A 14,987-nucleotide genomic window follows, 5' to 3' on the forward strand; every position below is an offset into this window, starting at 1 on the left:
ACCCTTAAAGACTGTTACCAATTCGCAAGGAGAAAGTACAGTGAGCATGAAAACCAGTGATTTCTTTGTTCAGCGTCTTAAAGAATGGGGCGTGACTCGCATTTACGGTTATCCAGGCGATGGCATCAACGGTGTGCTGGGCGCTATCCAGCGTGCTAATAAAGCAGGCGACGGGATTGAATTTATCCAGGTTCGCCATGAAGAGATGGCCGCGTTTATGGCGGTCGGTCACGCGAAGTTCACCGGTGAACTGGGGGTCTGCTTATCGACAGGTGGTCCGGGCGCCACGCATCTCCTCACCGGCTTGTATGACGCCAAAATGGATCACGCGCCGGTGCTGGCAATTACCGGGCAAGCAGAAACCACCGCGCGTGGTGCCAGCTATCAGCAGGAGATGAACCTGGATCGCGTTTTCGCCGATGTCGCCAACTTCGTGCAGGAAGCAGCATCGCCCGCGCAAGTCCGTCATCTGGTCGATCGCGGTGTTCGTGTGGCCATGGCGCAAAACGGCGTTGGCGTAGTGATCATCCCCAAAGATGTACAGGATGAAGCCTGGCAACCGCCCCAGCACGCGCACGGTTTTACCCATTCAGGTTCGGGTTACCAGCGACCGCGCGTGATCCCACATGAAACCGACCTGCAAAGGGCGGCAGAGGTGCTCAACGCCGGGGAAAAAGTAGCGATATTGATTGGCGCGGGTGCCCGCAATGCAGCGGTGGAAGTGGTGCAAACGGCAAATCTACTCGGCGCAGGTGTGGCGAAAGCCCTGCTCGGCAAAGATGTGCTGCCCGATGATGCGCCATTCGTCACCGGCTCCATTGGCCTGCTGGGCACGGAACCATCGTGGAAACTGATGCAGGAGTGCGACACGTTATTGATGATCGGGAGCGGTTTTCCGTGGACGGAATTCCTGCCGCCGGAGGGTAAAGCGCGCGCGGTACAAATCGATATTGACCCGGCAATGCTTGGTCTACGCTACCCCTGCGACGTCAATTTGCACGGTGATGCAGCCGAAACCCTGCGCGCATTGCTCCCGTTACTGACGCACAAAAGCGATCGTAGCTGGCAGGAGGAGATTGCCCGCCAGGTGCGCGACTGGTGGCAACTGATGGAGCAGCGCGCCATGGCGCCTGCCAAACCGGTCAACCCGCAACGCGTGGTGTGGGAGATGTCTCCGCTACTGCCGGATAATGCGATTGTCACCTCTGATTCCGGTTCCTGCGCCAACTGGTTCGCCCGCGACTACCGCGTTAAGCAGGGTCAGCGCGCCTCGCTTTCCGGCGGGCTGGCCTGTATGGGCGCGGCGGTGCCGTACGCCATTGCCGCGAAATTTGCCGCACCGGAAAAACCGGTGGTGGCGCTGGTGGGCGATGGCGCCATGCAAATGAACAATATGGCCGAACTCATCACCATTCAGAAGTACTGGCAACAGTGGCAGGATCCCCGCTTAATCATTTGCGTATTCAATAACCAGGATTTAAATCAGGTCACCTGGGAGCAGCGGGTAATGGAGGGCGATCCCCGCTTTGAAGCGACGCAACAGTTGCCGGATGTGCATTATGCGGAATTTGCCCGCACGCTGGGGCTGGAGGGCATTTTTGTCGATACGCCAGAGGCGCTGTCTGGTGCATGGCAGCAAGCACTGCAGGCCGATCGCCCGGTGGTTCTGGAGGTGAAAACCGACCCGGAAGTCGCTCCGCTGCCGCCGCATATTACGTTTAAACAGGCGAAAGCGTTTATGGCGTCAATGGTGAAGGGGGATCGCGGCGCGGTTCAGGTGCTGAGCGATACCGCCAGTCAGTTGTTTCATAAGAAGTGATAAAAAAGCCCGGTGCGCATGGCGTACCGGGCTTTTGCAAAGCAGGGCGGATTACAGTTTGTTCAGGAACGCCAGCAGATCGGCGTTCAACTGGTCCTGATGGGTAACCGCAAAACCATGCGGGCCGTTTTCGTACACTTTCAGCTCCGCGCCTTTAATCAGTTCAGCCGATAATTTACCGGTTGCTTCAAATGGCACGACCTGGTCGTTACTGCCGTGAATCACCAGCGTCGGGACATCTACTTTCGCCACATCCGGGCGGAAGTCTGTTTCCGCGAACGCGGTAACGCAGTCAAGCGTGCCTTTCAGCGATGCCAGCAGGGCGATGTTCAGCGTTTGCGTCAGCACGCCATCAGAGACTTTCTGCCCGGCGTTCAGGCCGTAAAACGGCGTGGCGAAATCGCTGATAAACTGGGCGCGATCTTTTAGCAGACCCGCTTTAATCCCGTCGAATACGCTTTTATCAACGCCCTGCGGGTGATCGTCGGTTTTGCCAAAAATCGGCGTCACCGCGCCGAGCAGTACCAGACCGGCGACGCGCGCACTGCCGTAGCGACCGATATAACGGGTAACATCACCGCCGCCCATCGAGAAGCCAACCAGCGTCACATCGTGCAGATCCAGCGCGGTGATGAGATCGTTAATATCGGACGCAAAGGTATCGTAGTTGTAGCCATTCCACGGCTGATCGGAGCGACCAAAACCTCGACGGTCGAACGCAATCACACGGTAGCCGCGCTCAGCAAGAAAATTCAGTTGACTGTCCCACATATCGCCATCTAACGGCCAGCCATGGCTGAAGAGAACTGGCTTACCCGCACCCCAGTCTTTGTAATAGATCTGCGTACCGTCCTGTGTCTTGATTGTGCTCATCAGTCTTACCTCATTGTTGTGTTGTGTTTTTTAACTGCATAACGCTTACCGTTGCGCGGGCGCGACCAGATGCCGGACGACCGGCGGTTCATCACCCTGATGAAAGGCCAGCACGCGCTCCCGAATTAATTTGTCATTGACCGTGTGACGTTCATGCTGGCGCAAATGTTCGATCCACGATCCCATCACCCAGGTTTCCACAAACACGCCCGGATGATGTGTGTCCTCATACACCGCCCAGCCCAACGCGCCGGTACGTCTGCGCACGCGACGCATCTCCTGCATTGCACAGACAAAATCATGTGCATCTTGCGGTGAAACCCGATATTCGCAGCTCACCATTACCGGCCCGCGCTCATGGGGAATGTCGATTTCGGTAGCGAAACCCGCCGGGTCAATCATGTCGAGATCCAGCGCGGCGTCTTTTTCCAGCCGCCAACGTAAAACTGTAGCAGTTCCCAGCACCATCCCCAGCGTGGCGGCACAAAGTGCCCACGTCACGCCAAATTCCGACGCCAGCTTGCCCCAGATGGCGCTGCCAACCGTCATTGAGCCGAAGAACACCGTCAGGTAGACCGCCAGCGCACGCGCTTTTACCCAGCGAGCCGCGCTGCGTTGTGCGCCGACGTTCAGCGTCGAGAGCACGGCAATCCACGCGAAGCCGGTAAAAAACTCAAACGCGTTGAGCAGCCAGACATGGCGAATAAACGCCAGCGCCACCATGGTGACGGCAAACAGCAAGCTGGCGGCGACCATCATCTGGTCGGCATTCAGCCGCTTGCGTAATTTTGGCAGCAGCATCGCGCCACAAATCGCACCGAACCCGATACAGGCCAGCATGATGCCGTAACCGCCAGGCCCAAGGCCCAGTTCGCGGCGCGCCACCAGCGGCAACATCGCCCATCCGGCGCTACCGAACAGGAAAAACGCCACCGTACGCGCCAGTACGTTGCGCAGTACCGGCGCGGCGTGAACATAGCGCAGACCACCGCGAATGGCGGTAAAGAAGTGTTCCGGCGGCAAACGCTGAATAGTCACCTGCGGCTGCCAGCGATAGAGCACAAACGCCACGCCCAGCACCGACAGGGCATTCAGGAAGAACACCATCCACGGCCCGGCAAAAGAGAGCAGCAGCCCGCCCAGCGCCGGACCAATCGCGCGGCTGATATTGATGCCCAGCGAATTGAGGGCAATCGCCGGGCTCAGTTCGCGTTTTGCAACCAGATCCGGCACCACCGCCTGGAAAGCAGGGGAACTCAGTGCCGCGCCGGTACTGAGTAAAAACGTCGCCGCCAGCAGCACTTCCGGTGTGACATTCCCGGTAAACGATAACAGCGCCAGACCGGCTGCCGCGCAGAACGTCCAGGCTTGCGAAAAGAGCAGGATTTTGCGCCGTTCAACGATATCCGCCAGCACCCCCGCAGGCAGTACAAAGAGGAACATCGGCAGGCTGCTCGCCGCCTGCACCAGCGCGACCGCCAGCGGATCGGCGCTCAGCGAGAGCATGGTCCAGTTCACGCCGATGTCGCTCATCCATGAGCCGACATTCGATACCACCGTCGCTATCCATAGCATGCGGAAAACGCGCTGGCGCAGCGGCTGCCAGGCAGAAGCGGCTGGAGCAGCATCAATATCAGGTGACACTGTCACCGCTGCGTGCAGTTCGTTTTGTTGCGTCATGCCAGTGCTCCTTTCGCCGCCACGCGCAGCCGCCAGCTTCCTGGCCCGGTTAGCAGCAGGGTGGTAAAGATAATCAGCAACAGCCAGCCAAATTGCCCCTCGGCAAGCGACCAGTCCGCATGTACCACCAGCATCGCGACCAGCAGCACCACGATGATCGGGATACAGGCCAGCCGTATGGCGACACCGGCGATGATCAGCAGCGGGTAAACCACTTCGGCGAAAATCGCCGGTAGCAGGCTCATCCACGGCCCGAGGCCAAACGGATCTTCGATATGCGCCAGTTCGTTACTGAAATGCAGCACCTTCGGTAGGCCATGCACATACAGCAACAGCAGGCTGCCGGTCAGGCGCAGGAAGAACAGCCCCGCATCAACGCGGGCGCAACAGTTGAGAAAGTGGATGTTTTCATGATGTCAGAACGCAAAGCAGCTGCAACCGAGCGCGCCCCAGAAGGCATTCTCATCGGAAACCGGCATGGCGGAACCGCGTGCAACATCGTGTTGATGGATATGTACGCCACACGGACCAGAGCAGTGATGTACGCCCGATGCCTGGCCTACGCGAGCGGCCTGCGGCGGCGCACTGCGATAATGACCAGGAACTTTCACCACCGGCGACCAGTCAGGCAGTACCGGGATCGCCGGCGGTGCCAGCGGACCAAACGCGCCAGCGGCATAAACAATCTCACCTCCGACCACCGTCAGTACCGACTCAATCCCTTTGATCTCCTCTTCCGGCACGCGGAAGTAGTCCTTGCTGAGGATGGCGAGATCGGCCAGTTGACCCACTTTGATCTGGCCTTTTTTCCCCTGCTCGCTGGAGAACCAGGCGCTACCTTGCGTCCAGAGCAGCAGGGCGGTATCGCGATCGAGGCGCGCGCTGTGGTCATACATTTGCATGCCGCCAACCGTTCGCCCGGAAACCAGCCAGTAAAGGGCTGTCCACGGGTTGTAACTGGCAACGCGCGTGGCGTCGGTGCCCAGACCAACCGGCAAACCGGCTTCCAGCATTTTCGCCACCGGCGGTGTCTGTTTGGTGGCCTGCTGGCCGTAGCGTTCGGCGAAATATTCGCCCTGGAAAGCCATGCGGTGCTGAACCGCAATCCCGCCACCCAGCGCTTTTACGCGCTCGATATTGGTTTCGGTAATGGTTTCCGCATGATCAAAGAACCAGTGCAGACCGTTAAACGGAATGTCGCGGTTCACTTTTTCGAACACATCCAGCATGCGGCTGATCGATTCGTTATAGGTGGCGTGCAGGCGGAACGGCCAGCGGTGCTCAACCAGATGGCGCACCACGCGCTCCAGCTCATCTTCCATACCGGGCGCCAGATCCGGGCGCGGCTCAAGGAAATCTTCGAAGTCGGCGGCGGAAAAGACCAGCATTTCACCGGCACCGTTGTGGCGGAAAAAGTCGCTGCCCTGGCCCGGCGTTAACATATCGGTCCATTTTTCGAAATCTTCCAGCTCATGACCCGGACGCTGGGTGAACAGGTTATAGGCGATGCGAATGGTCATCTGCTGTTTGCTGTGCAGTTCGGCGATCACTTCGTAATCTTCCGGGTAGTTCTGGAAACCGCCGCCCGCGTCAATGGCGCTGGTCAGGCCCAGGCGGTTGAGTTCGCGCATAAACTGGCGCGTGGAGTTGACCTGCTGCTCCAGCAGTAGTTTTGGCCCTTTCGCCAGCGTCGCGTAGAGGATCATCGCGTTTGGCCGCGCAATCAGCATCCCCGTCGGGTTGCCGTTGCTGTCGCGCTGAATTTCGCCGCCCGGCGGGTTAGGCGTCTCTTTGGTGTAGCCGACCACTTTCAGCGCCGCGCGGTTGAGCAGGGCGCGATCGTACAGATGCAGGATAAACACCGGCGTGTCCGGCGCGGCCTCGTTAATTTCGTCCAGCGTCGGCATACGGCGTTCGGCGAACTGGAATTCAGTCCAGCCGCCCACCACGCGAACCCACTGCGGAGACGGCGTGCGCAGCGCCTGTTCTTTCAGCATTCGCAGGGCATCCGCCAGCGACGGCACCCCTTCCCAGCGCAGTTCCAGGTTGTAATTAAGGCCCCCACGGATCAGGTGCAGGTGCGAGTCATTCAGGCCCGGGATCGCCGTATGGCCTTTCAGAACGACCACCTTTGTGCGTTCACCACGGTACGCCATCACCTCGGCTTCGGTCCCCACCTGGACAAATTTTCCGTCGCGGATAGCCACCGCATCGGCGAGCGGGTTTTCCCGATCAACCGTATGAAACTGACCATTAAGCAATATCAGTTCTGCATGTACGAGCGAATCCATACTTCCTCCTGTCTGGCGGCTTAATGTGCCGCATGAGCATCTCGGCGGATTATGCAAAGCGTCGGGAAAGAATGAACAGTTATACGAACGTATAGGTATACGAAAGGATAGTTATACCTTCAGATAATAGTTATGCCGGGGAGGGATACCTAACATACAGCCCACGATAGCGATGGCGCGTGAGTTGCTGTCTGAACGTAACACTCCTCACTTTAAACTCTAAGGATGCTTGTATGACTACCGCGAAACTTGAAGTTCTGACCCCGGCAAACTGTCAGTTAATCTTTATCGATCACCAGCCGCAGATGGCGTTTGGCGTGCAGTCTATTGACCGCCAGGTGCTGAAAAACAACACCGTCGCGCTGGCGAAAGCCGCCAAGGTGTTCAATATTCCGACCATCTTCACTACCGTCGAGACCGAAAGTTTCTCCGGCAACACCTATCCTGAGCTGCTGGATGTGTTCCCGGAGAAAGATATCCTGGAACGTACCTCGATGAACTCCTGGGATGACCAGAAAGTGCGTGATGCGCTGGCGGACAACGGCAAACGTAAAGTCGTGGTGTCCGGCTTGTGGACCGAGGTGTGCAACAACACCTTCGCGCTGTGCGCCATGCTGGAAGGTGACTACGAAATCTATATGGTGGCAGACGCCTCCGGCGGCACCTCGAAAGAGGCGCATGATTACGCCATGCAGCGCATGATCCAGGCGGGCGTGATCCCGGTGACCTGGCAGCAGGTGATGCTGGAGTGGCAGCGTGACTGGGCGCATCGCGAAACGTATGACGCGGTGATGAATATTGTCAAAGAGCATTCCGGTGCATACGGCATGGGCGTTGATTATGCCTACACCATGGTGCACAAAGCGCCTTCACGCGCGAAAGCGGGTCATCGCACGCTGGCACCGGTTCCGGCGAAATAAGCCTTTTGCTGGCCGGTTAACGCCGGTCAGCTTGTCTCTTTCACGGCAGGAGAATGCCATGAGTATCGGACTTATCTCTTTCGCCGCAGGCGCGTTGATTGGCGTGATGTACGCCTTGCTGAAGGTGCGATCACCTGCGCCACCGGCGATTGCGCTGGTGGGGCTACTTGGCATGTTGATGGGCGAACAGCTCGTCAGCACACTTCTCACACAAGCTTTCGCGGGGTGAGCCTATGAAATCCTGGATCCTTTCCCTCCTGGTCGGTCTGCTGGCAGGGGGATTTATGCTTTACTGGGGACGCGTTCCCCCGCGCCGCCGGTGATGGCCTTGCTGGGATTATTCGGCATGCTGGTGGGAGAGCAACTTGTTCCGATTACCCGTCGGTTACTTGCCCGGCAACCGTTAACCATGGCATGGTTTCGCCATGAGTGTGTGCCAAAGATTAGCGGTACGCCGCAACCTGAACCGCCGGACGCACCGCCGCGCCGGGATTAATGCCCCGAGGATTACCATGACGCACACCCTGCGTATTGCCATTGTTGATGATGAACCGTCCGTGCGTAGCGGGTTAAGCAATTTGCTGCAATCGGCGGGATACGCCACGCTGACCTTCGCGTCCGCCGAGGCCTTCCTGAACGATGGTTCCGCACAGCGGCAAACCGCACTGGTGATTGCGGACATTAAACTGAAAGGCATGAGCGGGGCGGCGCTGTACGAGAAACTGCAACGCAGCCCGTGCCCGCCGCCGCTGATATTCATTTCCGGTCATGACGATGAAACCTGGCAACGGTTCGCGGGGCAACCCGGTGCCGTTGCTTTTTTGCATAAACCGATCGATATCGACATGTTGCTTGATCATATTTCGCGCACGCTGGCAGGAGGTGAAGAGACGCCATGACCGGAAACGCAAAATCACCGCCGTGGCCGCAGAGGGTGGCCGAAAACCAACCGTTTACGCTGCAGGATGATGCTATCTACACGCCGCTGGCGCAGGAGGGTTGCATTGTCTGGATGAATGCGCACTACCCGTGGGCGAGCGATGCCTTTATTCTCGCCACCGCGGTAAGCGACGACGCCGAGCCGCGTGCCAGCCAGTTGCTGAATAACGAATTGGCACTCTGCCCGCAGCTTGATAGCCGCTGGGCGGTAAAACCCGTTGCCAGCACGCAGTATCACGGCCGCATCGCGCTGGTTTACCCCACTTTCACCTTTCAACCGCTCACCCGTCTAACCGGCCAGCCGATGGCGTGTATCGCCAGCTGGCTTGAATTGACCCTGCGCATCTGCACGCCGCTGCGCCAGATGCACCAGAGCAACCTGATCCATGGCGATATTAAACCCGGCAATATTTTTCTCACCGATGAAGGCTGCCGGTTAGGCGGCTTTGGCCTGACGACCAGTACCGTCCTGGAACCGGCGCAGCACTGGCAACCGTTCTCCGGCGGTACGCTGGCTTACATGTCACCTGAACACACCACGCGCACCCACCATGCCGTGGACAACCGCAGCGATCTCTACAGTCTGGGCATTGTCTTTTATGAGCTGTTGACCGGCACGTTGCCGTTCGATCTCAGCGAAGGCGGGCAGGCGGAATGGGTGTTGCACCACATTGCGTCTGAACCTTCGCCGCCGCATAGCCTGCGCGACGGGGCGCCAGAGATGCTGTCAACCATTGTGTTGAAGCTGCTGGCAAAGTCGCCGGAAAAACGTTACCAGACGGTCGATGGCCTGATGGCAGATCTACGCCGCTGCCAGGCGACGTTAACGGCCGATGGCGAGATAGCCCACTTTACGCCAGGTCTGCAGGATCGCTCGCCATCACTGCATTTTGCTAACACGTTGTATCGCGCCCATCCGCAGGCCAAATCACTGGCAGACGCGCTGGATGCGGTTGTGCAAAGCGGTACGCAAACGCTGGTTACCATCAGCGGCCCCATCGGCATGGGAAAATCTTCGCTGATGGCCTCATCGTTGAAGGCCTTTCAGAGTCGCCCGTCGCTTATTGCGCTAGGTAAGGTGGAACAAAACTCTGCGATTCTGCCGCTGGGTGTGCTGACGGCAGCGTTCCGCTCGCTGGCGCTGCATTTACTGGGTTTGCCCGCAGAAGAAGTGGCGCGCTGGAAGGCGCGGCTCAGCAGCGCGCTCACAGGTTATGAAGCGCTGGCGGTGAGCCTCGCGCCGGAGCTGGGGCTGCTGATTAACAGTAAACCCGTGCTGTTTGTCGACACCTTGTCACTCGATTCACGCGCGCGGTTCAACCACATGGTGCTGCGCCTGGTAAATGTCTTCGCCACACCGGGTTGCCCACTGATTATCCTTATCGATAACTTGCACTGGATCGATGACGCCAGCCTGCATTTACTGGAATACCTGTTACAGCACAGCCATGCATTGCCGCTGTTGATGGTGGTTTCACACCGCGACTTAGCCTCGTTAGACGATCCGGTGTTTGCCACCGCGCTGACCCGCTTGCGTAGCGCCGCCAGTCGCGTAATTGAGTGTGTGCCGCAGCCGCGCTCGGCAAAAGCCATATCCCGCTGGCTGGCGACCGTTTTTCAGACGCGCCCGGCATCGACCCTTGAACTGGCGAAACTGATCCATGAAAAAACCGGTGGCAACCCGCTGTTCGTCCATGAGTTCTTTAAGCGTATTACCGAAGATGGGCTGGTGAGCCATAACAGCTACCAGGGAAAATGGCAGTATGATCTGACGGCGATTAGCACCCGCTACCACCGCGAAAACGTCCCCGACTTGCTGCTCCAGCAGCTGGCGCAAATGCCGCCTGAGACCCGCATCCTGCTCGGGAGCATGGCCTGTCTTGGCAGCGCGGGCGATATCACATTAATAAGCCGTGTGCTGAATCTTTCTGCTGGCGAGGTGCATTACCGCCTGCATCCTGCGCTCACGGTACAACTGGTCACGCTTAACGCCGCCGAATACACATTTACCCATGAACGGATCCACGAGGCTGCCTGCGCACTGCTGGAACCTGCATATTGCCGCCAGTTGCATCTGGCCACAGCCACGCAGCTGGCGCAAACGGCGGCCGAAGCCCCGGGTAATGAGCTGCTGTTTCGCGCGATTCATCACATCAATGCCGCTGCCGACGACATTTTGCCGCCGCAACGCCAGCGCTTCAGCGAACTGAGCCTGCTTGCAGCCAGGCGGGCAAAACACACCGGCGACTACAGCTCGGCCTTGAGCTATTTACATCTTGCACAGCGGCTTCGTACTGAGACAGGGCATGATTTTACGCTGTCGCTGGAGGAGACCGCCTGTGAGTTTTTGCTCGGTAATCTCTCAACTGCGCGCGGGCTGTGCGAACGGTTACTGGCCTCGCCCGGCGGGCTGACGGAAAAGGCGCAGGCTGCGACATTGCTGGCAGAAGTGCATATTCGCCAGTCCGGTTATCAGCTTGCGCTGGAGACAACGCTCAGCTGGTTGACCGTGTTTGGTATTCATCTGTGCCGTTATCCTGACGATGCGGCCTGTGATCATGCGTGGCAGGAGATGCACGCGCGTGTTGGCGACAATCCTGCGCAGCTGTTCAACTCGCTGCCGCGTATGAACCATCAGGAAACCGACGCGCTGATGAACCTGCTGGCGAGCGCCAGTTTGTATGCCAGTTTTAATTGCCCGCGCCTGCATTTCCTGTTGCTGTGCCAGATGCTGCAACTGACGCTCGAACGCGGGCTGACCGGGGCATCCACCTCCGCACTGGCGTGGTTTGGTGTGCTGATTGGTGAACGCTATGAAGAGTATGAACTAGGCTACCGTTACAGCGTCCTGGCGCAGGAGCTGGTGACGCGCCACGGTTTACATGAGTTTGCCGCGAAAGCACTGGTGCCGCTGGGACGTAGCTGTGTCTGGACACAACCGCTATCGCGCAGCGTAGAGTGCGCTAATGCCTGTTTTACCGCAGCCGTTGCGCATGGCGATCTGACCATTGCCTGTTTTGCTGCCTTTCGTCAGGTGATCAACGCCATGAGTCGCGGCGATCACCTCGACACGGTATTAAGTCATATCGATCGCGGTCTGGCTTTTATTCGTGAAACCCAGTATTCGGATATGGATCATCTGCTTCTGTTACAACGTCACTTTGTCGAGTATCTGCGACAGCCGGATGGCATGTTAAGCGGCAAAGCGATCCTGCCCCGATCGCTGCTGCCGCCGACACCGCCCGCGACCATGCTGTTCTGGTTCTGGCTCTATCGCGGGATGGCGCACTTTTTCACCGGGGCTTATTCCCGCGCGGAATCCTGCCTGGAAGAGGCGGGAAAACATGCATGGTCCGCACCCGGACATATCAGTCTGCTGGATTACCATCTCTACAGCGCGCTCGCATTATCGATGCAGCTTACGCCAGAGACTTTTTCTGCCGGGCACCGTCTGCGGTTGAACCAGCACTACAACAAAATCGCCCGTTGGGCGCGTGTTAATCCGGGAACCTTCAGCGATAAAGAAGCACTGATGTATGCGGAAATCGTGCGCCTCGACGGAATGAATAGCATCGCGCTCGAACAGTATGAGAAGGCAATTACGCTTTCGCGCGAAGCCGGTTTTAACCCCAGTAATGCGCTGGCGCACGAACTGGCCGGGCGTTTTGCGCTCTCCTGCGGATACCAGACCGCAGCCGACGCGTATTTTCGCGGTGCGATGGCCGCCTGGGGCCGCGCGGGGGCGCAGGCCAAAGTCCGTCATTTGCAGCAGGAGCACCCCCATCTTTTCACGCCGGTGGAAAGCACCCCCTATGACACCATCTCTTTCGCGCAGAACGATGAAATCCGCGATCTGCAAAGCATTATCAAAGCCTCCCGCGCATTATCAGAGGAGATCAATCTTGAAAGGCTGATTCAGATCCTGATGACCATGCTGCTGGAGCGTGCCGGTGCGCAGCGCGGCTTACTTATTCGCGTACTTGATGACAACATTGCGGAAATCGAAGCCAGCGCGCACACCAGTAAAGAGGGCGTGCTGGTGCGGGTGATGAAAGAGATGCCGCTGGCGACTGATATGCCGTTATCGGTGCTGGCGGCCGTGATCCGCACCGGGCAGGAGATCCGCACCGGACGGCCGGAAGAGTACAGCCCGTTTAGCCAGGATCCGTATCTTGTCTCTTCCGGGGCGGCGGTAATGTGTGTGCCAATGTTCAAACAGGCGCGGCTGGTGGGGGTGTTGTATCTGGAAAACCGTCTGATGCCAGAGATGTTTACCGCCGGCCAGTCTCGCGTCGTGAACCTGCTTGGCGCACATGCTGCGGTGTCGCTGGAGACCGCGCGGCTATATGCCAAACTGGTGGAAGAGAACATGCAGCGTCGGCGCGTCGAAAAAGAGCTGCGCGCCAGCCAGACCTCGCTGATGCTGGGTGAACAAATCAGCCACACTGGAACCTGGCGCTGGGAGCTGGAACAGGATTTGATGCATATGTCGGATGAGTATGCGCGCATCCTCGGACTGGACGAGAAGCGCAAACTGATCTCGATGGCCGAGTTTTTAACCTTTGTTCACCCGGACGATCATCCGCATATCAGCGCGCTGGTCACTCGCAGTGTCGCGCAGGGGCTCACCATGCAGGCGGAGTTTCGTATTATCCGCACCGATGGCGAGTGCCGTTATATCCTCGGCATCGGCGATCCGGTCTCTTCCGGTGATGAGGTGCACGAATATTTTGGCACCATTACCGATATTACCGCCCAGCGGCAGAACGAAGATGCGGCGCGCGTCGCCCAAGCCGAGCTGGCGCGGGTGTCGCGCGCCACGACTGTCGGGCAGTTAACCTCGTCGATTGCCCATGAAATTAACCAGCCGCTGATGTCGATTGTCTCCAATGCCGGTGCCAGCCTGCGCTGGCTTAATCGCTCGCCGATCCCGGTCGATAATGTGCGTGTCGGGCTGGAGGAGATTATCAGCGAAGGGCAACGCGCCGGAGAGGTGATCCGTAGCCTGCAATCTCTGACACGCAGGCAGGAGCCGGTGTTCGAGCGCATCGATCTGCATTTCTTGCTGCGTCATATCATGACGCTTTCGCGCAGCGAGCTGGCGCGGCGGCAGATAGCTGTTGAGTACGCGCTGGAGGCGCATAACAGCTTTATTTATGGCGATAGCGTGCAGATCCAGCAGGTGCTGCTTAACCTGGTGATGAATGCCGTTGAAGCGATGGCGGATATCGACTCGCGCCCGCGAGTGTTAACGCTCTCAACGCTGACCCAAAATCCACACGAGGTGATTTGCCAGATTGCCGATACCGGTAGCGGAATGAGTGCCGAGGTACAGGGGCGGCTGTTTGAGTCGTTCTATACCACCAAATCGCAGGGCATGGGCATGGGATTGACCATCAGTTATGCGATTATCGAGCGGCATAAAGGCAAGCTAACGGCGAAATCCAGGCTGCCGTTTGGCAGCGTATTTGCTTTTACCTTGCCGGTGGCAGCGGATTAGCGGCTGCGGGATTTGGCGATATGCAGGTGGCTTGCGGCATGCACCAGATCCGCCAGCGAGCGGGCCTGCATTTTTTCCATCACCCGGCGGCGATGGACTTTTACGGTGATTTCGCTGACGCCCAGTTCTGCCGCAATCTGCTTGTTAAGCAACCCACTGATGGCTAACTCAAACACTTCCTGCTCACGCGGCGTCAGGGATAAATGACGTTGCTTGAGCGCAAAATTTTCCTGTTGTTGCTCGAAATCTTGCGCCGCAACCGTCAGCGCATCAGCGACCGCCGACAGCAGACGTTCGGACTCTACCGGCTTCGTTAAGAATTCGCGCGCCCCGGCTTTCATTGCCCGTACGGTCAGCGGAATGGTGCCGTAGCCGGTCAGAAAGATTATCGGCAGTTCGCGTCCGCGATCTTTTAATGCGCTGGCGACATCGAAGCCGTCCGCAACCGGCATATTCAAATCGAGAATCAAACAAGAGGGTACGGAAACCAGCGGGTGAGTAAGAAATGATTCCGCAGAGGCGAAATCAATGGCGCGGTAACCTTCTGCTGCCAGTAGCCGGACAATTGATCGTCTGACGGCATCATCATCATCGACAACATATACGAGAGGTTCCATTATCTTTCAGCCTCGGTAGGGGCACGTGCCAGAAAGCAGGCCGTAAGCTATGCAGGCAGATACTGATAACATAAAAATTAACTGGATGAAATGACTGATCTTTTCCTTATATCCAGTAGGCTTTTTATGCTGGCGTCTGGAGAAGATACGCCCGGTAAAACGGGTAACTACTGACGCATAACTTTCGAATGAAATTTGTGATAAATCACTGAATGTTGCATGTATTTTAACCGCTTGTTAATTTATATATCGCACCGTTAACCCTTCACAAAGGCGGTTCGTTGACGGCGCCAGAGAGCAAAAATAAGAATAATCTTAGGCAGAATGTTGGCATTAATGGGAGGCAAA

General features: G+C 57.7%; 10 protein-coding genes and 1 pseudogene. 6 read left to right on the forward strand and 5 right to left on the reverse strand.

The window, feature by feature from the left end:
- Positions 1-40: 40 nt before the first annotated feature.
- Positions 41-1,819, forward strand: coding sequence for a thiamine pyrophosphate-requiring protein (locus C813_RS34735; RefSeq protein ID WP_025263622.1), 1,779 nt, complete (start codon positions 41-43; stop codon positions 1,817-1,819).
- Between the two features lie 51 nt (positions 1,820-1,870).
- Here the strand turns inward: C813_RS34735 and C813_RS34740 are convergent, their stop codons facing one another.
- The 4 genes from C813_RS34740 to C813_RS34755 are packed head-to-tail and all read right to left on the reverse strand — an operon-like array spanning position 1,871 to position 6,663.
- Positions 1,871-2,692: an alpha/beta fold hydrolase gene (locus C813_RS34740; RefSeq protein ID WP_017456797.1), complete on the reverse strand. Its 822-nt coding sequence runs from the start codon at positions 2,690-2,692 to the stop codon at positions 1,871-1,873.
- Positions 2,693-2,737: 45 nt separating this feature from the next.
- Positions 2,738-4,372 (reverse strand): MFS transporter, encoded by a 1,635-nt coding sequence (locus C813_RS34745; RefSeq protein WP_017456796.1) that lies wholly within the window; start codon positions 4,370-4,372, stop codon positions 2,738-2,740.
- Positions 4,369-4,776, reverse strand: coding sequence for a DoxX family membrane protein (locus C813_RS34750; protein ID WP_096325407.1), 408 nt, complete (start codon positions 4,774-4,776; stop codon positions 4,369-4,371). Before C813_RS34750 ends, C813_RS34745 begins: the two co-directional genes overlap by 4 nt.
- A gap of 12 nt (positions 4,777-4,788) precedes the next feature.
- A complete protein-coding gene (locus tag C813_RS34755) occupies positions 4,789-6,663 on the reverse strand; it encodes an amidohydrolase (protein ID WP_017456794.1) in 1,875 nt (624 codons plus the stop codon).
- Positions 6,664-6,896: 233 nt separating this feature from the next.
- On the opposite strand from C813_RS34755, the gene C813_RS34760 reads away from it, so the two are divergent.
- The 5 genes and pseudogenes from C813_RS34760 (at position 6,897) to C813_RS34770 (ending at position 14,022) form a co-directional block, all read left to right on the forward strand.
- Positions 6,897-7,583, forward strand: a complete 687-nt coding sequence (locus C813_RS34760) for a hydrolase (protein ID WP_017456793.1) — start codon at positions 6,897-6,899, stop codon at positions 7,581-7,583.
- 58 nt (positions 7,584-7,641) lie between these two features.
- Positions 7,642-7,812 (forward strand): DUF1427 family protein, encoded by a 171-nt coding sequence (locus tag C813_RS46395; RefSeq protein WP_017456792.1) that lies wholly within the window; start codon positions 7,642-7,644, stop codon positions 7,810-7,812.
- Between the two features lie 4 nt (positions 7,813-7,816).
- Positions 7,817-8,079, forward strand: a pseudogene (locus tag C813_RS46400) (DUF1427 family protein).
- 16 nt (positions 8,080-8,095) lie between these two features.
- Entirely contained in the window at positions 8,096-8,482 is a 387-nt protein-coding gene (locus C813_RS34765; RefSeq protein ID WP_017456790.1) for a response regulator transcription factor, read from the forward strand.
- The gene (locus tag C813_RS34770; protein ID WP_017456789.1) at positions 8,479-14,022 is read left to right on the forward strand and encodes an AAA family ATPase; all 5,544 of its coding nucleotides are present in this window, start codon (positions 8,479-8,481) and stop codon (positions 14,020-14,022) included. The genes C813_RS34765 and C813_RS34770 overlap by 4 nt, the downstream gene beginning before the upstream one ends.
- Here the strand turns inward: C813_RS34770 and C813_RS34775 are convergent.
- Positions 14,019-14,639, reverse strand: coding sequence for a response regulator transcription factor (locus tag C813_RS34775; RefSeq protein ID WP_017456788.1), 621 nt, complete (start codon positions 14,637-14,639; stop codon positions 14,019-14,021). The two genes, C813_RS34770 and C813_RS34775, sit on opposite strands and share 4 nt — an antisense overlap.
- Positions 14,640-14,987: the final 348 nt, after the last annotated feature.

The sequence above is a fragment of the Kosakonia sacchari SP1 genome (assembly GCF_000300455.3).
Taxonomy (GTDB): domain Bacteria; phylum Pseudomonadota; class Gammaproteobacteria; order Enterobacterales; family Enterobacteriaceae; genus Kosakonia; species Kosakonia sacchari.